This window comes from Aeromonas sp. 95A (genome assembly GCF_051919235.1).
Lineage (GTDB): Bacteria > Pseudomonadota > Gammaproteobacteria > Enterobacterales > Aeromonadaceae > Aeromonas > Aeromonas veronii.
Map to the genome: position 1 here is coordinate 1,131,925 of NZ_JBQBFC010000001.1, position 20,028 is coordinate 1,151,952.

Below are 20,028 nucleotides of genomic sequence, written 5' to 3' on the forward strand. Positions count from 1 at the left end.
TGCAGACAACGTACCATCACCATCATTACTGTTGTGAGTAATCATCTAACTGATTAACAATGCTCAGCACGTGCTACCGATGTCATTCACAATTTTCAAACTTCTCATCTTTTATATACAGAATACATTGAAATTGAAAACCCGAGGTACAGCATGGTGATGCTATCTTTGTAATTCAAGGAAATCCGGCCATATCAAACACATCCATCACTGGCAACCCTGGATTTAATAGCAGCGGCTTTATTTAATTAATTCCAAGGTTCTAATCAATAACTGCCAGAAAAGAATCGATGATTTTTTCGCTATCAAACTGTGCACTGCCTTGTATCGATCTGGCTGTATACTCAGGCAAAAATGTCGAATCATTTACCGCCCGTAACATACCGGATAACAAACCATTGATAGAATTATCTACCAGTAATCCGTAATCTCCATGCTGAAGAATATCATTTGCCCCCTGGTTGTCCGTCGCGACGACGGGCAAGCCAAGTATTAATGCCTCGCCGATGGAAAGCGGATGTCCCTCGGTATATGACGAAGAGATATAAACATCTGCGGCAGACATATACTGGTAAGGATTCTCCGAATATCCCAACAAAATCACGCGATCAGTCAAATCAAGGGAAGAAACCAGCGTACTCAACCGCTCATACTCTTCTCCGATACCAATGATCATCAGATTCACTTCTTTTGTTACGCGCAGGCACACATCAGCAAAAGCCTCAATCAGCCGATCAAATCCTTTGACCGCAGTCAATCGCCCCACTGTTATAAATGTAAACCCAGAGAAATTTACATTGCCATGAGAAAGTTTAATAATTTGTGATGAATTAAATACATTAGGAATAACAGACTTGTGGCTGTTTATGCCAGGATATAGCTCACAAAAACCAGCCAAGCCAGATTGGGATACAAATACAATTTCGTCAAATTTATTGTAGCAAGCCTGCTCAGCAACATCACTGACGAAAAAATGACTAGTCCAATGATAAGTTTTTAGATTTGTATGACACCATGCTATTTTTTTTCTGGCGGGAATAGATGAGCAAAATAACGTGGCATGTCCCTCGAGAAATGAGATAACAACATCGAATTTTTTATCTATAACCATTTCTTGAAAATTGGGCGTCGTATTTATTATCAATTTACCAACAATATCATCTTCAGGGGGAAATAATTCAACATGGACATGTGGATGATTAATCTGAGAACTATATACTCCACCACCATAAAGAGAAATCACGTTGACTGAAACACCACGCACAGCCAGCAAACTGAGTAGATTTATTAGAGCCCTTTCCGCTCCACCTGCGCGTAGCGTGTTGATAACAAACAGCAAGGAACCATTAATTTTTTCTATAATCTCTTTCTTTTTTTGATTAATGGTTGTTTTTTTTGATGCTAGCAAATCACGGCCAATCAATTTATCAAAATTAATATTTTTTATCTTGGCATCACAAATTCCAGCAGCAAGAAGCTGGGCTCGAATATCAGCAAAATACATGCTAGCAACCAGAATAAATTGAAAGTCATCTGGAAAACCATCATCGACATGCCGGATCAATCGGCCATCCAAATATTGGCCACATTTTCTGGCGTCATTATCGTAAAAAGCCACAACCTCATAATGAGAAAGAATAATGTCTTTCAGTTTCAGATATAATCCACCGATACCAAAAATGAGGATCCTGTTTTTGCTCATAATACGTCCTGATGATTTCCGAGAGGCCAATAGATACTCGTAACGGGAGCCATGTCAACGGATAAAAGAACATACTCCTCACAGTTCATATGAAGAGCGAGCAGGGAAAACCGTCTCGAATGCAGCATTAATTTCTTTTTTTGAAAAAATGAAATCTTCGGCGCTCATATCTTCTTTGGTATATCGACCTTTATATATAGCATCATTGATGCAATATATAGAAAATTGGCCACTCTGAATATCACGAGCAACACGCTTGGCATCCTGAAGTGTTCTTACCTCGACATGCATGCGCTCTTTTTTCCACTTTCTATATTCTGCAGGATAGAACTGCCCCGTTACCAACTGCCAATACCGAAAAAGATATTGATTTACGTCCTCATTACTTCTGAATTTTGAGGCTGTTGTTTTTTCCATGATTATGGGTTCTTTTTCCCACACATTAAAATATGTCGTTTTAAGATAAGGAGATGGATAGTGGTTCATGACAAAACCTGTATGGCCTTTCCATTTCAGAAAGACTAAGTTATTTATAACATCAAGACCATATCTTGGATTGAACCATTTTTTAAAATTATTTATGACGATTTTCTTTTTTTCATACGCAGGCTTCACATGTCTATTGAAGTTTTTGTTTATCAAATCGATATCATTAAGGACTATGTGAGAGATAAGACCGTCATGTGTTGCATCCATGATGGCGAAATCAACTGGTAGGCCGTTCTGGAAAAACTCTTCTTGCTGTAAAGGTCGCAGAATAAATAGATCATCATTGAAAAATACGAAATGTTCGCTCAATCCTTTGATGCGATGAAGATTAATCTCCAGGGGGTTGACGTTGAATACCGGCAGATTTTTCTGCTGGATATAATCTTTGTGATTAACAATAACTAGTTTGGGGTGATTTATGTTCAACCAAGCAGGCAAGTGCCCCCAAGTGATCAAAAAAATCTTATTGACCCATGGTGTAAATTTTTCGAACGCTCTAAAAATATACTGCAGATTCTCCCAGTCTTGAAACCGCGACCCAGTATTCAATAAGGGATTAGCAGGCTTATATTTAGCAAATTCGGCTTGCCACTCAGGATCGCTGCCATCAACCCACGGTAGGACAAAATCAATTTTGATATCTTGAGTATTCATGTTTCAGGTCTCGAAATTTGACAAGCGCATTGTCCACAGCGTCGTCCATGTCGAAATAACGGTATTCGGCAAGTCGGCCCAACGCTGTTAGCCGCGGAAACTTGGTTAATTCATCACAGCAAGCCTGATACTGCTGTTTAGCTGAATCGGTAAACAGCGGGTAGTAAGGCTCCAACTCCTGCTCTGGCTGATAGTCACAGGGATATTCGTACACGATACTGGTGCCGGGATGCACCTGCCCGCTGAAATGCTTGAATTCGGTTATCCGAGTGAAGGTTTCTTCATTCGGATAATTGACGGTGGTGACAGGTTGAAATTGCTCTTGCGCCAGATGGCGATGTTCAAAGCGCAGCGAGCGGTATGGCAGGCAATTCCCTTCTGCCGGCATCAACTGATCCAGCATACCGGTATATATCAGTGGGCCATCGAAAGGAAGACCATCCAGCAGCACCCTCTTCTGCAGCCAGTCCAACCTGACATACTGTTCCATAGGGGTCGACAACCTTACGTCAATCAAGGGGTGCGCAAGTATGCGCTCAAACATGGCGGTATAGCCTTCCGCCGGCACCGCCTGCCAGGGATCGGTGAAGTAGCGCTCATCCCGACTCACCACCACGGGCACTCGTGCCGTCACCTGGGGGGAGATCTGCTCGGGCGGTACCCCCCACTGTTTGCTGGTGTAGTTGACGAAGGCTTTCTGATAGATGAAATCTGCCAATTCACCCAGCAGGGGATGCGCCTCTTTGCGCAGTTCCAGAATAGGCACTCTGGCACCATCACCAAACCGGGTGCGCAGGGCCTCAATCATGGCGGCTGCCTTGTCGGCGGGGAAACAGCACTCGATGCTGGTCAGGTTGAACGGGATAGGCACCAACTGCCCGTCGATGCGTGACAACACACGATGCTCATAAGGCAGCCATTCGGTAAACTGCGACAAGTAATCCCAGACTTCCTTGTTATCGGTATGGAAGAGGTGCGGTCCATAGCGATGGATCAACACCCCATGCTCATCATACTCGTCAAAGCAGTTGCCACCGATATGATCGCGCTGCTCCAGCACAAGTACCTTCCAACCGAGCTGGCTGGCCATTCGTTCAGCCATGACGGCACCGGACAGCCCGGCGCCGATGACGATCGCCTGATAGCTCATTGAGAAACCCCGAAAAGCAGTTGAGCCACAATGTTGGGTCGAGCACGATTCTCCCAGGCCAATTGATGCCGCTCATCGAAACCAGCCATCCACCACGGATTCATTGATGAAGCACTCGAAACGCACTACATCACCCTGTTTGAGAAAATAGAGTGCCGTCGCGAAACGGTAGTGCGCCTTGCCTGCCGCGATAACCGATTCGGATATCCCAAATGGACGCGCGTTGTCACAGGCTCTGAGTTGATCAGCCAGCACCTGGTCACGCCGTTCTGACGAACGCTTGGTTTGTCCCCCAAAGCTGTGAGAGTGGATCCGGTAACGGCCATATACCACTGGAATAAAATCGACACTGCCCTTGCCATAAAGAGCATTGAGAATATGCCAGGGGTGATCGAGGATAATTCGACACCCTTCGTCGACCGCCTCCTGTAAATGACCATGACGGCGGAATGCAATCGAGCTGGCATTCGGGAAACAACCATAGCGGATCAAATGCTCGGCTTGTGCTTGCTGCGGGATATAACGAGCGTTGTAGTAATCGCGCGAATAGTGAGAAGTCACTTCGTTACTATCAGAATCAAACACCTCAGCTTCGTGGTAGCAAAGCGTGCAGCTAGTGTGCGAATCAAGATAATCGGCCTGGCTCTGCAGCTTGCCCGGCAGAGCCAGATCATCCCCGTCGACATAGGCGATGTATTCACCGGTAGCCTCTCTCAGCAAGCGTTTCTGGGTCTTGGCCAACCCCATATTCTGCGAGTTCTGTAGTGCCTTGAGTTGCGGCCACTGCCGTGCCAGCCGCTGCATGATGGACCAGGAGTCATCGCTCGAGCCGTCATCAATGGCAATGACCTCAAAATCGAAATTGGTTTGCTGTTCCAGCAAACTAAGCAGACAGGGCTCGATAAAGCGCCCGAGGTTATACACCGGCACCAGTACGCTGACTTTCATAGAGGATCCAGAAGTAGAGTAAAAAAGAAGCGAATTGGAGAAAATGGACAAGGCTACCGCACGGTCTCTGTCAACCTTTCCTGCCCTTCATGGCAATATTTACTGCAAGAGCCGTGCCTGACCAAGCTAATTCATTGATATGACTTGATTTATGTGACCTGGCATCCACTATTCAATGCGAGCAAGCTGACGGCTGCAGGTCACCAGCATGTCGATGCCGTCCCAGAGCCATTCGAATGCCAGCGCTTGTCCCGGACTTGCCACCCTATCGATACGGCAGCAAGGCGACAGCTGTAAAGCACACTCAAGCCGCATTTTATCTGGCCCAACCCAGACACAGGTCTGCATATCCCAAGGTTGTAACAGCAACTCATCAAGGGTATCGGCAACAAATTCGGCAACTGTACCTCCTCCGATGTGTGCAAGCCGCAAAGAGGCGGTGGGAGTCAATAAGGTGACGCCAGCAAAGGTCTCCTGCTGCATCTGACCATCGAGAGCGGCATTTTGTTGACAATTGATGAGGCGTTCCATCATCAGGGCAGGGCTGTCTGCAAAGGGGACAAAGACTGCTTCGAGCAAACGACGTCGCAACACACTATCGGGAGTGCCCAACCAGCAAATCGTGGTGGGCGAGGCGCAGGCTTGCTGATTGAAGCGAGTAAAGTCTTGTTGCAAAGCCGCAACCAATTGCCGCCATGCGGCAGCATCCAGGCTGGCGAGCCATTGGCTATCAAATACCGCCATGGAGCGACGATCCGGAAACACAATTTCCTGAGCGCGGGGTGAAAGCGGAATAGCCCGTACCCGACCGATGGTTTCATCACCGCCCCAAATGATGCGAAGGCGGCACCGAGCCGACAGCCAAGCGGTGACGCGTTCGTCGTGGTCATAGCGGATAAAACGGGTACGCGAGGCAATCTCTTGCCACTCGGGCAGAGAGAAAAGCTCGTTCAGGATGGTCAGCATGGCCTCTTGCACCGGGTCGATGCGCGATGAGAGACGTACCACGGACCCATTGCCCATCAGCAGCGCCATGATCCAGGAGTAGAACGCGACGGTCGGCACGTTGGAGGGTACCAGATGAAAAACCATCCCCAAGGGTGCGCGCCCTGCCATGCGTTTGCGCTGTACCTCAATCTGGCGTGGCCGCAACCAAAAACCAAAAGCGGCTAAATCCGGATTCGCTCGTCCCTCCTGCTGCAGACGTGCAGAGAGCGCAGCCACAAAGTCACCTATGACGGGCGCAAAGCTTGGCTGCGGGCGAGTAACAAAACCTTGCCAGCCAATGACGGGAGCCACGAAAGCGACCTCGGGCCCAGCTTGCCACATGGCATCTTCTGCATCTGATCGGATCACTGGAAAGTGTCGCTGCATCCCCTCACCTCGGCGCCTTGCTGACGTCCTGATACATGAAAATAACGGCCACGACGACCGCAGGGACAATCATCCTCGCCCAGCAGCACACCAAGATCTTCGCTGAGCAAACTGTGGCCTGGATAACTTTGGGGAATGGCAGAGATCACCTGCAACAAACCGGGTTGGCCGATCCCGAGCGGTCGATGGGTCAGCGGATCCCGCACCAGCAGATCAGCAAAAAGCGGGGCGTGCAGATGGCCCTGCTCGCACTCGACAAACACCGACCCCACCTGTTCCACCATGCCATAGAAGTTGTGCACCCGGCTCAGCCCCAACTGTTCATGGCAGCGCAGCTTGAAGGCAGGATTATCTACCGCGAGGTGTTGCAGCTTCTTCCAGCCACCGCTGTGAAAAAGCGTGCCCTGCGTCAGCGGCAGTTGCAGACCTCGCTCACGCAGCGGCTCCAGCAGACATTGCCACACCATGAAGGTGAAGCCGAACAGCAGGACCGGCTGGCCCGCATATTTGTCACAAAAGGCCTCGATGACAGGCCAGTTGGGCCGCATCTGCTCATCGAGGGCATAAGTATGGTCACGGCCAAGGAAGGAGAGCCCCAGCGCACCGGCTCCTCGGGCTGAAAAGCCGCTGCGGTTTTGAATAAGGGCAGGTTGCTCCACCAGCAGCATGGGCAACCGTTGTTTGCCGACAAACTCTTGCAGGATCTTCACCAGCACCTTGCTCTGCAGGGCGGCGGTCTCCCTGTCCAGCACAATTCGTGACGGCGTTCCGGTAGTGCCAGAGGAGGTCAGCACCTTGAACACCTCGTCTTGCGGCACGCTCTGCCATTGGTCCAATTTGAACAGGCGGGCGGCCAGATAGGGAAGCTCTTGATAGGTCGAAGCCTGACCCCAGCCAAACGCCGACAGAATATTGGCAAAAGCTGGACACCCCTGCCCGTGCCGCTGCGTCAATTCATTCAGGCGAGCAAGGAGCAGCCCACTTTTTTCCTGTTGGGGCAGCCCGAAAACCGGCGCATCAAACAGCCTGTTCATAGCTGCTCCAGCGCTGTTAATAGGGCCGGATAATCAATCTTCATATTGCTGCGTCGTGGCAAATGGTGTTGGTAGATACGCACGCTTGATGGTGGCACCATCAGCCAGCGGGCCAGCTCCAGCTGTAGTGCATCACTGGGGCACGCGTCTGCCTCGATGGCTACCAACAGGCGATCATCGCGGCCGGTAGCGGCGCTGGAATAGCCCCTCCCCTGCAACCAGGCTTCCACTTCAGCCAAGCTTACCCGTTTGCCAAACAGCTTCAGGAAACGGTTGAGTCGCCCGGTCAGATAGAAGCGGCCCGCCTCATCACAACGAGCCAGATCGCCGGTAAAGAGCGCATCCATATCACGTCCCCGAACCAGATCTTCAGGGCGCTCGGCATAGCCAAGCATCACATTTGGCCCTTGGTAGACTAACTCCCCTTCCCCGTCGGGAAAGCCGGGCTCATGACGCAGAGAGAGACTCCCGCCCGGTACGGCACGGCCGATGGCATCCGGGGCAATCATCACTTCATCGTGCGCCAGCCAGGCAATGCGCGGCGCCGCTTCGGTCTGGCCATACATCACGAAAAAACGGCGTCCCAGCGCAGCTGCCTGCTCGGCAAATTGCTTTGCCAGTGCCGGCTCAAGTCGTCCTCCGGCCTGGGTCAGGGTCATCAGGCTGGGATAGCGGGCCCACTCAAAACGCAAGCGGTTTAGCATCTGAAAGGTAAACGGGACCCCCGCCACGCTGGTGACCTGATGGCGATTGACCTCATCCCAGAAGTGGCGCTCAAGGGGACTGGCAGTACATAAAACCAGCGAGGCACCAGCCAAAAGATGGCTGTTGAGCACCGACATACCGAAGGAGTAAAAAAGTGGCAACGAGGTGATGGCACGCTCACGCCCGTTCAGCGCCAGGTATTCGGCGATGGCCGCGGCATTGGCATCAAGATTGGCTCGCGACAATCGCACCCATTTGCTGGAACCGGTGCTGCCCGATGTCGGCAGCAGCATGGCCAGCTCAGGGTGAAGTGAAGGCGCATCGCCAAGATGCGCAACTGCCCCATCCTCCAGTACCCGCAGACTGACACTAAAGCGCTGGCACTGCTCATGGTGCAACCGGGCATCCTGTGCAGGATCGGCCAGCATGATGGCGTGGCCATCACGCAGGGCCAGCAAGTAGTGCAGCAGATGCAGGGTAGACGTCACGAATGGCAGGTAGACCAAATGGCGGCCAGCAGGATAGGTGGTGGCCAACTGCGCCACACGCCGAGCCAGCTCACCATAACTGAGCCACCCCTCTTGCGGGTCTCGCCAGGCGGGCTCGTCATTGTCGTCAACCAGATGGGTCAGCAAATCAGGCCGGCTCAAATCACCATCCCCCCATCGACCCCAATCACCTGCCCGGTCACATAGCTCGACAAGTCGGACGCGAGAAACAGGGCCACTTTGGCCACTTCATCTGGCGTGCCAATCCGTCCCATCGCGATGCTGGCCACCCGCTCGGCAAACTTCTCTTGCGGGATGGCATGCGCCATATCGGTATCAATAAAACCGGGAGCAATGGCATTGACCCGGATCTGGCTGGCAGCCAGCTCCTTGGCCAGTGACTGGGTAATACCGATCACCGCCGCCTTGCTGCCGGCATAGACAGCTTGGCCCGAATTCCCCACCCGACCAATAATCGATGTCATGTTGATGACACTGCCCCCCCCCGCGCGTTGCATCAGGCGAGCGGCATACTGGCTGCAATAAAGTGTGCTATAACTGTTGGTCGAAAATGTGCGTTCAATCTGCTGTTGCTGGACCATGCCGATCAATGCGTCATCCAGAATCCCGGCGTTATTGACCAGCACATCCAGCTGACGGGTCTCGGTAAACAGTCGCTGGAAAGCCTGTTTGACCGCCTTCGGCTCAGCCACATCGAAGCAAAGTGGCAAACAGGACACTCCAAAGTCGGCATGCAAAGCCTCTGCTACCCTAGCAATCTCGACATCATCACGGCCATTTAGCCATAGAACCGCCCCTTGTGCGGCAAACTGCCGGGCGATAGCCAAACCAATGCCGCGACCGGCTCCAGTGACAAGTACTTTTTTGCCTTGCAGCAACCCGCTCATCAGAGTTCAACACCATATCTTTTCAGGATCTCGCGAACCTTGGCGACTGAACTCATGTCAATGATGTCATCGGTATCTAGCAAGATGCCGTAATGATCTTCCAGTTGAGCAATTAGACCCATATGGGCAACCGAATCCCACTGAGGGATCCCTTGATAACTCAGTACATCGGAAACCTGCTCAACAGGAATACCCAAGGCATCGGAAAATAACTGTTCAAGTTGCATTATCAGTACCTTATAAAACGAGCGATGTGAGCCCGAGCAGCCAGATAGGGTTCTGGTTCGAGCATATACAAACCGAGACCATCTTCTTGCGTTTCATAGTGACGGTAGCCACACGCCTCATGAAAACGGACGGATGGCTGATTGTTGGCAAAAATCTTGCCAAACAGCTGCGACACCCCCAGTTCTTCAAAAGCCAAGTCATTAAGTGCGAACGCAACACAGAAGGGCACTATGTTATTTCGATACTCATCGACATAGATATACATGCCTGGTTCGCAACATCCTGCGTCACGATTGACCTTGATAAGAGAGGCGACCCCAATGGGTTGGTTTTTAAACCACACCAGGTAGTAAAATTGATCGGTGGCGTGCTGCAGTCGGTCAAACCAGCACTGCTGCATCTCGCTCGTGATATAGGTCTTGTCGAGCATCAGGTTGGCAATCTTGGGATCATTACGCCACTGACGCACCATTTCAATATCATCTTGGGCCAGAGCCACCAACTTGACACCATAGCGAGCAAACTCTTTCAAACTCGTCATATTACCGTCCACCTCACTGAGGTTCTTGATTATCTCTTTTGCCATCAATGAGTTCAATCGAATATCAGCCTCTAGGTGACTGTCAAAGCGCGGGTTGAAAGGGCTACAATGCAGCCATTAATATCTTATCGGCTTTTGATGGAGAAACCGCATGGCCATCGCCATTATCCCGGCCCGGGGTGGCAGCAAACGCATTCCACGCAAGAATATCCGCCCCTTCTGTGGTCAGCCCATGCTCGCCTATGCCATCCAGGCGGCGCAACAATCTGGCTGTTTCAGCAAGGTGGTGGTCTCCACCGATGATGAGGAGATTGCCGAAGTTGCTCGTCAACTGGGCGCGGAAGTACCATTTCTGCGGCCAGCCAACCTCGCCGATGATCACACAGGTACCACCCCTGTGGTGATCGACACTATCCAACAGCTCGACCAGCTCGGCATCCAGGCAGAGCACTACTGCTGCATCTATGCCACGGTCCCGCTTATTCAAGCCGATGACTTGAAGACCGCCCATCAGCGACTTATCGCAAGTAATGCTCCATTTGTCTACACCGTGGCCGAATTCGGCTTCCCTATCCAGCGCGCCGTGCGCATGGATGAGCAGGGCCGGGTCACCCCCTTCTGGCCAGAGCAGATGGCGAAACGCTCCCAGGATCTGGAGCCCGCCTATCAGGATGCCGGCCAGTTCTACTGGGGCAGCCGTGCAGCCTGGCTGGGAGGGATCAGCCCGGTGGGGGGAGAAGGGATTGGCCACATACTGCCGCGGCACAGGGTGGTCGATATCGATACACAGGAAGATTGGCACCTGGCCGAACTGCTCTATCAAGTGCTGGCCCAAGATGACGTTTAAGGTTGCCTTCCGGCTCGACGCCGGCGCCGAGATTGGGCTGGGTCATCTGATGCGCTGTCTGGCCATCGCCGACCGGCTGCATGCCGCCGGGGCAGCGTGCCACTTTCTCTGCCATCAGCTACCTATGCACCTGTTGCCACTGCTGCACTCCCACCAGTATCACACTCTTTGTGGCCTGGACGATGCTGGCCCCTTGCCCACCTTGCGCCCGGAGTGGCTGGTGTGTGATCACTACCAGATTGATCGGCAAATCGAGCAGACACTGGCAAGTCACTGTGGTCAGTTGCTGGTGATCGACGATCTGGCCGATCGCCCTCATCATGGTCAGTTGCTGCTGGATCAGGGACCGCTGCGCTGCGCTGCCGATTACCAGCCGCTCACCCCAGCCGATTGCCAGCTGCTGCTGGGCACCGACTATGCCCTGCTGCGCCCCGCCTATCGCCAGCTTGCACGCCAAAAGGTCAGCCAGTGGCAACGTGGCCTCATCTGCTTTGGTGGTGCCGATCCGGCCGGAGCCTGCCTCATCACCCTCAACACGCTGGCTCGACTGCCATGGGCTAAAACCGTCAGCTGGACTCTGGTAGCCGGTGGGGCAAACCCTTTCTGGCCCGAGCTGCAACAAAGGGTTGCCGAACTGCCCGATCTGCCGCTCACCCTGCTGCGTCAGAGCGACCAGATGGCCGACCTGATGAGCCGACACGACTTCGCTATCGGAGCAGCGGGCGGCATGACCTGGGAACGGGCCTGCCTCGGCCTGCCGACCCTGGCAGTCCCTATCGTCGACAACCAGCAGTTCAACGACCAGGTGATCGCCCGCTTTCAGCTTGCCGAGCGGCTGACCCTGAGCGAGCTGGCCGAGCCTGATCGACTGCTGCAGGCCCTGCAACGCCTTGAATGGCAGGCAGATGACTATCGCCGCCGCGGTCAACAACAGGTTGACGGGCTGGGGCTGGATCGGCTCACCGCCCGGTTGCTGCAACAATCGGACTATCAGCTGTTACCAGATGGCCAACTGTGGCAACTACGCCATGATGGCAAACTGCTGCTCACCCTGACGCTGAACGGCCAGCGGCTGACATGGCAGGCCACCCGGTCACTTCAGCCCACGGAGTGGCAAGAGCTGGCACATCGCTTGCAGACAATTTTCTCCCAATTTCCCCTCTATCTTGCCGAGCCACCGCAGATAGCGCCCCCTGCCCCTTGGCAACCGGCGCCGCAAGGCTGGCAACTTGGCACAGGAATCTGAACACAGATGCAGATCGATCATCGCCCCATCAACCAGGAACAGGCTCCCTATGTGATTGCCGAACTGTCGGCCAACCACAATGGCAATCTGGACCGCGCCCTGGCCATTATGACCGCCGCCAAAGCAGCGGGTGCCAGCGCCGTCAAGCTGCAAACCTACCGCCCGGATACCATCACCCTCAAAAGTGATCGACCGGAATTTCAGATCCACGGTGGTTTGTGGGATGGCCACAGCCTCTATGACCTTTATGAATGGGCGCACACCCCGTGGGAGTGGCACCAGGCGCTGTTTGCCAAAGGGCGCGAGCTGGGGCTGACGGTCTTTAGCAGTCCGTTCGACTTCAGCGCGGTGGATCTGCTGGAATCCCTCGACTGCCCGGCCTACAAGATCGCATCCTTCGAGCTGGTGGACTTGCCCCTCATCCGCTACGCCGCCCAGACCGGCAAGCCGCTCATCATGTCCACCGGCATGGCGAACGAGGCCGAGATCGCCGCTGCGGTCGAGATGGCGCTCAAGCATGGCAACGGCCAGCTGGCACTGTTGCACTGTGTCAGCGGTTACCCGGCCCCCGCCGCCGAATACAACCTGCGTGCCATCCCCATGCTACGCGAACGTTTTGGCATTGAAGTCGGGCTCTCCGATCACACCCTCGGCGCAGCCACTGCCATTGCGGCCACCACGCTCGGGGCCACCCTCATCGAGAAGCACTTCACCCTGGCTCGCGCCGATGGGGGGCCTGACTGTGCCTTCTCCATGGAACCGGCTGAACTCACCGAACTGATTGCCTCGGTCAATACCGCCCATGCAGCCCTCGGAGTGGCCGATTACCAGCTCACCGCCAGTGAACAGGGTAACCGCGCGTTTCGCCGCTCCCTCTATCTGGTCAGGGATATTGCAGCCGGAGATGTGCTCACCGCAGCGCACATCAAATCGGTACGTCCCGCCCTCGGCCTGCCCCCGGCCGATTACGATCGGCTTATCGGCAAGCGGGTCAACCGCAGCCTGAGCGCCAACCAACCGCTGAGCTGGGAGTGGATAGATAACGATGAGTGATGATCTCTTCAACCAGCACGGCAGACTCATCAGCCAGCGCTGGCCCGCCCTCTGGCCCCGCCTGTTGGCACAGGATGTAGAAAGCCTGCCTGCCGAGCTGACCGAGGGGCTCGGCTCCACCCTCAGCCTCCACGGCATCCAGCTCACCAGCCGGCACGATCGGGTGAAGGAGGCCGAGCTGCAGGCCGCCAGCCTACCCGAGCAACCGGTGCTGCACCTCTACGGCACAGGGCTCGGCGATCTGCCGCGCGCCCTGCTGGGGCGCAGCAGCCTCAAGCGGCTGGAAGTGAAGATCATGAATGGCGCCCTGTTTGCCCTGGTGCTGCGGCTGCTGGACCAGCAAGATTGGCTGACGGATCCCAGGGTCGAGCTGATGATGGCCGGCGACGAAGGCGAGGTGCGCCTGCCCTTCTTCGCCCTGCCGCCCGAGCTGCTACTGGTGGAAGATGCCGCCGCCCGCATCCGCGACCGGCTGGTGAGTGAAATAGACTTGCCGTTCGCCCGGGCCAGGTTCGACGCCGAACACCCCGACGTCACCCGGCGGCTGGCGGAAAACCGCGATCTGCTGGCCGGCGACGGCGATGTGGCATCCCTGTTCGGTCTGGCTCAGGGCAAGCAGGCGCTGATCGTGGCGAGCGGTCCGACTCTGCAGCACAACCTAGCCACCCTGCAGGCCCAGTTGCAGCGCCGTCGGCAGGACTACCTGCTGATCAGCGTCGATACCGCACTGGCGTTTTTGCTCAGCCACGGCATCCGGCCCGACATCGTCGTCACCATAGATGACGCCATCCACGGCAACCGGCTGCCCGCCGCCCAGTCGGCCCAGACTACCCTGGTCTATTACCCCACGGTTCCCACGGCAGCCCTGCTGGCCTGGCAGGGGCCGCGCAAGACCGCCTACTCCCGCAGCCCCATGTATCAGCAGCTGTGGCAGACGCTCCCCAAGGGCGTGCTGCACTCGGGCGGCAGCGTCATTCATCCCGCGGTGGATCTCGCCGTACAGATGGGTTGCCACCAGGTCATCCTGCTGGGCACCGACTTCGCCTTTCCCGGCGAACTCACCCACTCGGGCTGGGCTGACGGTGCCCTCGGCCCCAGCGCCGCGCAGGCACTCAGCTGGGCCCTCGACGGTCATGGCCGGCGGGTCAAGACCAATCCGAACTTTTCCGCCTACCGCACCGAACTCGAGCGCTACATAGCGCGCCACCCCGAGGTGCAATTCTGGAACTGCAGCCGGGAAGGGGCGGAGATCGCCGGCTGCCGCTATCACCCGGAGTACGTGCAATGAAAAACGGTCAGCTCACCCGTCTCACCGCCCTGGCGCACCAGTTTCGGCTGGGGCAGTCGGTCGCTGCGAGTCAGGCATTGCCGGAACTGCTGCAAGAGGTGCTCACCGAACAGGGCAACCTGCCACCCGGACTGGTAGCCGCTCTGCTGCATTGCCAGGAGCGCCAGGACTGGCTGGGGCTGGCCGACTACCTCGAATATGAAGTGGTGCACTGCCTTTCGACCCCGGCCGGCGACACCAACACAGGAGACTATTGATGATCAAGGCCATTTCCAACGCCTCCGAGAAAGAGCTGTCACGTCGTCAGACCTTCAGCGAGTTGCTGCACGCCAGCCCGCTGCCCGCAGCAGAGCTGCAGAACAACCTGGGTCTCTACCTCAAGCGCCAGTCGCTCTCCCGCATTCTTTTCATGCACGAGCTGTATCAGAAGATCGTGCCGGTTCACGGCGTCATCATGGATTTCGGCACCCGCTGGGGTCAGAACCTGGCGCTCTTCTCCTCGTTTCGCGGCATGTATGAGCCCTACAACTACAACCGCAAGCTGGTGGGATTCGATACCTTCAGCGGCTTCCCTTCCCACGCTCCGCAAGATGGCAGCGATGCCGCCATCCGGCCCGGTGCCTACGGGGTGACGCCGGGCTATGAGCACCATCTGGCCCAACTGCTCGCCGCCCATGAGGCGGAAAGCCCGCTGGAGCATATCGTTAAGCATGAGCTGGTGAAGGGGGATGTGACCGAGACGCTGCCGGCCTATCTGGCTCGTCAGCCGGAGACCATGGTTGCGCTGGCCTATTTTGACTTTGATCTTTACGAGCCGACCCGCCGCTGCCTCGAGCTCATCAAGCCGCACCTGACCAAGGGATCGGTGCTGGCATTCGATGAGCTCAACTGGCCCGCCTTTCCGGGGGAGACCCTGGCCCTCAAGGAGGTGTTGGGGCTGGATCGCTACGCCATCCGCCGCACTCCGCACAACCCGGGGCCAGCCTATCTGGTGATCGAGTAGTCCGGTTGCGGGCTGATGCGACGCAGCAGCCCGGCATCCAGCAGCATCCGCGCCAGCGGCTCCACCCGCCAGAACGGCGTCCCTATGGTCTCGGCAATCTCGAACAGAGTCAGCTTGCCGTCGCTGTAGGCCAGCAGATTCATCATCTCCCGCACCTGCCAGCCCGAATAGCGGGTCGACAAGTCCGGATAGAGCCCCCGCTTGCCGAGCTGGGGTTCGCCCAGCACGGTGACCTCGCAGCGCTCATCCAGCTCCAGACACTCGATGGCGCGGCGCAGCGCCATGAAGCCACCGGCCAGACCGGCCGGCGTCACCAGCGAGAGGTCATCGAGCGAGGTGTGGTACTCGGCATAGCAACCGTATCGGCTGCGCATCATCGAGGTGACCGGCAGATCGATGCCGGGCGCGCACAGCTGCCGCTCGTTGGAGCCCCGCTCCAGGAAGCTGTAGGCTTTATAGCCCGGTGCCAGATGGCAGAGCACATGGCGACCGATGCGATCCGCCAGTGTGTTGCCCTGGCGGGAAGGGAGGAAGGAGTAGCTGCGGTCATCGCCAAGACAGGTCAGATTGAACCCGGCCAGGGTGCGCAGCTTGAGCTGGTCCAGATGGCGGGATAGATAGACGATGGCCCCCAGGGTTTCAGGCACCAGCATCAACCGGTAGCTGTAACGACGTGTGGGCAGTGACGCCAACCAGGCCATCAGGAAGACGCCGACACAGGGGCCGGAGAGCTCGTTGTTGGCCATAGAAGGGTGGCAGGTGTAGCTCGACAGCAGGATCTCCTGCTCGCTCTCCCCCGGCAGCACCCAGTCACCGTAGGTGAGCGAACCCGGGGCTAGGGTGGCATCGATTACTACCTGATACTCTCCCTCCGGCAGCGCCTCTCGCAGCCGATGGGGCAGACAGAAGCCCCAGCGGCGCTTGTAGTAGGAGGTCACATAGGGAATGGCGTCCGGCTGCTCGGGCAGAGAGTGAAGATGGGGCTGAAGCTCGGCCAGCGAGAGGGTGCAGCGCACTGGCTCCGAGTAACCGACCAGATGCAGATTGTGATCCTGGAAATCCACCACCCTGCGTCCATCCGGCCCCACTATGTAGGCCTCCCGCACGTTCCACTCGTCAGGCACTGTCCAGTCGAAACACTCGGTGCCGCTGGCCACTTCATGGATCTGCAGCTCGGGCAGGCAGTGCTCGCGCCACAGGGCCAGCGACTGCCGAACCCCGTCCCCGGTCAGGCTGCGGTTGAGCGGAAACAACAGGGTGAGCAGCCGATGCAGCTGTTCACCGATCTGTGTCTGGTCGTCCCAGTCGGTGGGCAGATAACCGCTCTTGGGTGAAAAACTCATGGGGTGGGTGCCTCGATCAATTCGACAATATGGCCAAGGGGGCTCAGGAAAAACTGGACGTGGGCGCCGCCAAACGCGATGGCTGGCTGGCTGGGCCCGAGGGGAAGATGACGCTGGGCCCGCAGTTTTTCGGCAGCCATTGCCAGGTCAGCCACCTCATAGGCCAGATGATTGAGCAGGTTATGACGGGTACGTAGCGCCTGACTGACGGGACTATCATCACTGGCCGGTGCAATCAGTTCATAGCAAATCCCCGCATCATCATAGGCAAAACAGATATGCACCCGCTGCAACGGATCGAGCACCGACTCGCTAAAGCGGGAAAGCCCGAGGGTCTCGCAGCAATAACGTACGCCAAGATCCAGTTCGGCCACCACCAGTCCAATATGGTGCAGTTTCATCTCCCCTCCCTGATAAGCGCATGGGGATGGACAGCGATCAGCTCTTTTGCCACCGCGGCAAAGTCGGCGCAGCGAACGGCCCAGACAGGTAAACGGCCAAATAACCCCTGGTGCCATTTGTCCTGATTTTTAAGGGCTTCAACCAGACGGGAAAGATCTATCTCGCTGGCCAGATCGAGTCTTCGCACAAAGTAGTCACAATGCCAGGGGCGCACCATTCCCTGCTCGCGGACATCACCCTCAAAGCGTTTCATAAAGCGATAATCGATACCTAGTTGCTGCTCGATATAGTGGGTGAAGGTAATGCGATCGGGATGACAGGCAAAACCGGCAATCCAGCCATCGTGGGCCGCCAACCAAGCGAAGGGGCTCTCTTCACCAAAGCAGTCATGACCCCCTGCTGCAACCACCTGATCACGCCCCGCTCCCCATACCGCAACGCTGAAGATAGGATCGCGAGTCCGCGCAACCCCTGGCAGAGTACGAAACTGCTCCGTCATCAACCCGACCTCACTAGGGGATGTCGCCCTGTCGAAACAGCTCTGGCGAGTCAGGCTATACGTGAATGTTGGCACCAGCAGAGTGCCCTCGTTTCCAAGCCACTCCTGCATCCCCAACCAAAAAGCATGTATGCCGGCTTCATTGCCCCGTCCTGGAAACTGGGCCACAGCCATGGCGTCAGAGTGAACCATGATAGCGCTCCCTCGAGCGATCCCGAGGGAGCCAAGAACATGAGAGAGAGCTTCAATCACAGCACAAGACCACGACGCAACAGCGCATCACGAATGTCCTGAAGCTGTTTCATCGTCGCCAGCTCTTCAGGCTCGAAGCGTACCGAGAACGTCTGCTCAACCAGCAACAGAAAATTGAAATGACCGAGCGAATCCCATTCCGGAAAGGCCCCAAGTCCCAACTGATAGTCGCCTCGCGTGACGGTTGCAGAAGGAAACTGCTGTTCCAACAGAGTGAAGAGATCAGTCATGGTGATAAAACTCCAAAAAAGGCAAATTCAGCTGTTCGAGCGCCAGACTATGGTAATGCTCATGGGAAAAACGGGCGGGATCCGGATTATCACAGGGGGTCAACGACAGGGATGCCAACCATGTCAGCGCAGGTTCATTACGTTCACAACGTTTCGAGCCAATAACCAGACGCTCGATCCCTGCCTCGCGCAATGCAGCCGAGACTGCATCCAGTAACCAATATTCGAGTCCTCTGGACAACACTCTGCAACTCAGAGCCAGCGTGTCAAGCAATGCCAGTTTGGGCGTGATGTTTATGATCAGCACCAAGCCAACCAAACCATGATCAGCAAAGCGATCCTGCAACGACACTAGCCAGCACCAGCCAGACTGCGCCAGCCGTTTGAGCTCGCTCGCCTCATATCGCTGACAGGAGAGATTAAACTGGTTGGTTTTATGGATGATCTGCTCGGCACGAGCAAGGTTATCCACCGCCAACGGCTGTATCGCTGCACGCAACGACAAGGAGGCGAGAAAATGTTGTTCACTGCCAACCTCGTTACGTAACTGGGCTGCGTCTGCCAATGCCAGGTAGGAGGCCTGACGAAGAGCGTCATCACCACTGAAGGTGCGCGAGAACCCCCCATAAGTGAGCAAGGTTGTAGGCCATGCCCAAATATCTGTTGGTGGTTCAATGACATCGACTTGTGGCAAGGCATGGCGAACCTCGGCCCTTTCTAGGGGGGAGTCATCCCAGAAGACCAAGGCCTCAAGCCCCAGATTGAGGCTGGCGGCAATATGTCGCAAACCTTGAGATTTAGAGCCCCAACCAATGGCAGACGCTGCAATCTGCCGCCTTTTGAGTCTCATGGCTCCATGCTGCTCAAACACCAGCCAAACATCTGCCGGCTCGTTTTTAGAGCACAATGCCAATAACACGCCTCGCTGATACCAGTAGAGCACCGCATCCTGAAACGACTGATAGAGTTTGCCGAGACCGTCCTGACCAAGGTAAAGGCTAGTCAGCCCCTCTTCACCCACTACCCCCCCCCACAGGGTATTGTCACAATCGAGCACCAGCACCTTGCGTATCGGCGCCTGATCAAGCATCCAACACGCGGCAATCCAGTCGGCAAGGCTAGTCAAGCCGTGCATCGAGAGGGGGCAAGAAAGAAGATAACGATTACGCTCGTCCACACAATGCGCTCGCCCCTGCTCAGAGAGCCAGCGACCCAGCCCCAAATCCCTAATGTGGTGACGTGCAAGTGCTCGGGTAAAGCAGATATCCAGCTGCATCATCCAGGGGTGAAGAGCGCCACTCACACCACCCCCTTGCAGTGAACAGGCACCGAGATAAAGATGAGGGAGCCCCTGCAGTGGCGAGAGCAATGCTTCCAACCAGGTGTCGATGGCCTCGGACAAGGCAGGTTCATCCAAGGTGTGCCAATAGTGGCATTCGCTGTCGGTCAGCAGTTGCTCCCAAAACCAGAGCACCAGATGTCCGTCACAAGCGTACATCGGCTGCCATTGACCTTGAGGACAATATTGCAACTGTGCATGTCGGGCCAAAGGAGCCCATGCCACATTACCGGGCATGAGAAATGCGGTGGAAGCCAAGGAAAGGGTGGCCATAGATGCACCTGAAAGGATTAAATACTTCTATA

The 20,028-nt window shown here is 55.6% G+C and carries 20 protein-coding genes and 1 pseudogene; 6 read left to right on the top strand and 15 right to left on the bottom strand.

Going from position 1 to position 20,028, the window contains the following annotated elements; genetic code table 11:
• Positions 1-262: 262 nt before the first annotated feature.
• From ACTG2U_RS04880 to ACTG2U_RS04925, 10 genes and pseudogenes are all read right to left on the bottom strand, one after another.
• Positions 263-1,702 carry a glycosyltransferase gene (locus tag ACTG2U_RS04880; protein ID WP_335830952.1) on the bottom strand — a complete coding sequence of 480 codons (1,440 nt, stop codon included), beginning with the start codon at positions 1,700-1,702 and terminating at the stop codon, positions 263-265.
• Positions 1,703-1,780: 78 nt separating this feature from the next.
• Positions 1,781-2,845, bottom strand: coding sequence for a stealth family protein (locus ACTG2U_RS04885; protein WP_255912082.1), 1,065 nt, complete (start codon positions 2,843-2,845; stop codon positions 1,781-1,783).
• Complete coding sequence (gene glf / locus ACTG2U_RS04890; protein ID WP_255912083.1) at positions 2,820-3,995, bottom strand: UDP-galactopyranose mutase; 1,176 nt, start codon at positions 3,993-3,995, stop codon at positions 2,820-2,822. Before glf ends, ACTG2U_RS04885 begins: the two co-directional genes overlap by 26 nt.
• Positions 3,992-4,943, bottom strand: a pseudogene (locus ACTG2U_RS04895) (glycosyltransferase family 2 protein). Before ACTG2U_RS04895 ends, glf begins: the two are co-directional and overlap by 4 nt.
• 168 nt (positions 4,944-5,111) lie before the next feature.
• Positions 5,112-6,317: an acyl-CoA reductase gene (locus ACTG2U_RS04900; protein ID WP_429013724.1), complete on the bottom strand. Its 1,206-nt coding sequence runs from the start codon at positions 6,315-6,317 to the stop codon at positions 5,112-5,114.
• Positions 6,296-7,351: a LuxE/PaaK family acyltransferase gene (locus ACTG2U_RS04905; protein ID WP_429013722.1), complete on the bottom strand. Its 1,056-nt coding sequence runs from the start codon at positions 7,349-7,351 to the stop codon at positions 6,296-6,298. Before ACTG2U_RS04905 ends, ACTG2U_RS04900 begins: the two co-directional genes overlap by 22 nt.
• Positions 7,348-8,706 carry an AMP-binding protein gene (locus ACTG2U_RS04910; RefSeq protein ID WP_439974135.1) on the bottom strand — a complete coding sequence of 453 codons (1,359 nt, stop codon included), beginning with the start codon at positions 8,704-8,706 and terminating at the stop codon, positions 7,348-7,350. The genes ACTG2U_RS04905 and ACTG2U_RS04910 overlap by 4 nt, the downstream gene beginning before the upstream one ends.
• Entirely contained in the window at positions 8,703-9,452 is a 750-nt protein-coding gene (locus tag ACTG2U_RS04915; RefSeq protein ID WP_429013717.1) for an SDR family oxidoreductase, read from the bottom strand. Before ACTG2U_RS04915 ends, ACTG2U_RS04910 begins: the two co-directional genes overlap by 4 nt.
• Positions 9,452-9,685, bottom strand: a complete 234-nt coding sequence (locus ACTG2U_RS04920; protein ID WP_439975106.1) for an acyl carrier protein — start codon at positions 9,683-9,685, stop codon at positions 9,452-9,454. Before ACTG2U_RS04920 ends, ACTG2U_RS04915 begins: the two co-directional genes overlap by 1 nt.
• Complete coding sequence (locus ACTG2U_RS04925) at positions 9,682-10,266, bottom strand: GNAT family N-acetyltransferase (protein WP_164537106.1); 585 nt, start codon at positions 10,264-10,266, stop codon at positions 9,682-9,684. The genes ACTG2U_RS04920 and ACTG2U_RS04925 overlap by 4 nt, the downstream gene beginning before the upstream one ends.
• 106 nt (positions 10,267-10,372) lie before the next feature.
• On the opposite strand from ACTG2U_RS04925, the gene pseF reads away from it, so the two are divergent.
• Genes pseF through ACTG2U_RS04955 form a run of 6 tightly spaced genes read left to right on the top strand, consistent with a single transcriptional unit; the run spans position 10,373 to position 15,658 of the window.
• Complete coding sequence (gene pseF / locus ACTG2U_RS04930) at positions 10,373-11,068, top strand: pseudaminic acid cytidylyltransferase (RefSeq protein WP_335812424.1); 696 nt, start codon at positions 10,373-10,375, stop codon at positions 11,066-11,068.
• Positions 11,058-12,314 (top strand): UDP-2,4-diacetamido-2,4,6-trideoxy-beta-L-altropyranose hydrolase, encoded by a 1,257-nt coding sequence (gene pseG / locus ACTG2U_RS04935; protein ID WP_335812423.1) that lies wholly within the window; start codon positions 11,058-11,060, stop codon positions 12,312-12,314. The genes pseF and pseG overlap by 11 nt, the downstream gene beginning before the upstream one ends.
• Positions 12,315-12,320: 6 nt before the next feature.
• Complete coding sequence (gene pseI / locus ACTG2U_RS04940) at positions 12,321-13,367, top strand: pseudaminic acid synthase (protein WP_335812422.1); 1,047 nt, start codon at positions 12,321-12,323, stop codon at positions 13,365-13,367.
• A complete protein-coding gene (locus ACTG2U_RS04945; RefSeq protein WP_257690249.1) occupies positions 13,360-14,655 on the top strand; it encodes a motility associated factor glycosyltransferase family protein in 1,296 nt (431 codons plus the stop codon). Before pseI ends, ACTG2U_RS04945 begins: the two co-directional genes overlap by 8 nt.
• Positions 14,652-14,912, top strand: coding sequence for a hypothetical protein (locus ACTG2U_RS04950; protein WP_429013715.1), 261 nt, complete (start codon positions 14,652-14,654; stop codon positions 14,910-14,912). Before ACTG2U_RS04945 ends, ACTG2U_RS04950 begins: the two co-directional genes overlap by 4 nt.
• Complete coding sequence (locus ACTG2U_RS04955; RefSeq protein ID WP_236382317.1) at positions 14,912-15,658, top strand: class I SAM-dependent methyltransferase; 747 nt, start codon at positions 14,912-14,914, stop codon at positions 15,656-15,658. Before ACTG2U_RS04950 ends, ACTG2U_RS04955 begins: the two co-directional genes overlap by 1 nt.
• Here ACTG2U_RS04955 and ACTG2U_RS04960 read toward each other — a convergent pair.
• From ACTG2U_RS04960 to ACTG2U_RS04980, 5 genes are read right to left on the bottom strand one after another with little or no spacing between them, the layout of a single operon-like run.
• Positions 15,640-17,001, bottom strand: coding sequence for a DUF4910 domain-containing protein (locus tag ACTG2U_RS04960; protein WP_255912100.1), 1,362 nt, complete (start codon positions 16,999-17,001; stop codon positions 15,640-15,642). The two genes, ACTG2U_RS04955 and ACTG2U_RS04960, sit on opposite strands and share 19 nt — an antisense overlap.
• The gene (locus tag ACTG2U_RS04965; RefSeq protein ID WP_255912102.1) at positions 16,998-17,402 is read right to left on the bottom strand and encodes a VOC family protein; all 405 of its coding nucleotides are present in this window, start codon (positions 17,400-17,402) and stop codon (positions 16,998-17,000) included. The genes ACTG2U_RS04960 and ACTG2U_RS04965 overlap by 4 nt, the downstream gene beginning before the upstream one ends.
• The gene (locus ACTG2U_RS04970) at positions 17,399-18,154 is read right to left on the bottom strand and encodes an AAC(3) family N-acetyltransferase (RefSeq protein ID WP_418133786.1); all 756 of its coding nucleotides are present in this window, start codon (positions 18,152-18,154) and stop codon (positions 17,399-17,401) included. The genes ACTG2U_RS04965 and ACTG2U_RS04970 overlap by 4 nt, the downstream gene beginning before the upstream one ends.
• Positions 18,151-18,384, bottom strand: a complete 234-nt coding sequence (locus tag ACTG2U_RS04975; protein ID WP_005346684.1) for an acyl carrier protein — start codon at positions 18,382-18,384, stop codon at positions 18,151-18,153. The genes ACTG2U_RS04970 and ACTG2U_RS04975 overlap by 4 nt, the downstream gene beginning before the upstream one ends.
• Positions 18,377-19,996, bottom strand: a complete 1,620-nt coding sequence (locus ACTG2U_RS04980; RefSeq protein WP_335812420.1) for an HAD-IIIC family phosphatase — start codon at positions 19,994-19,996, stop codon at positions 18,377-18,379. The genes ACTG2U_RS04975 and ACTG2U_RS04980 overlap by 8 nt, the downstream gene beginning before the upstream one ends.
• Positions 19,997-20,028: the final 32 nt, after the last annotated feature.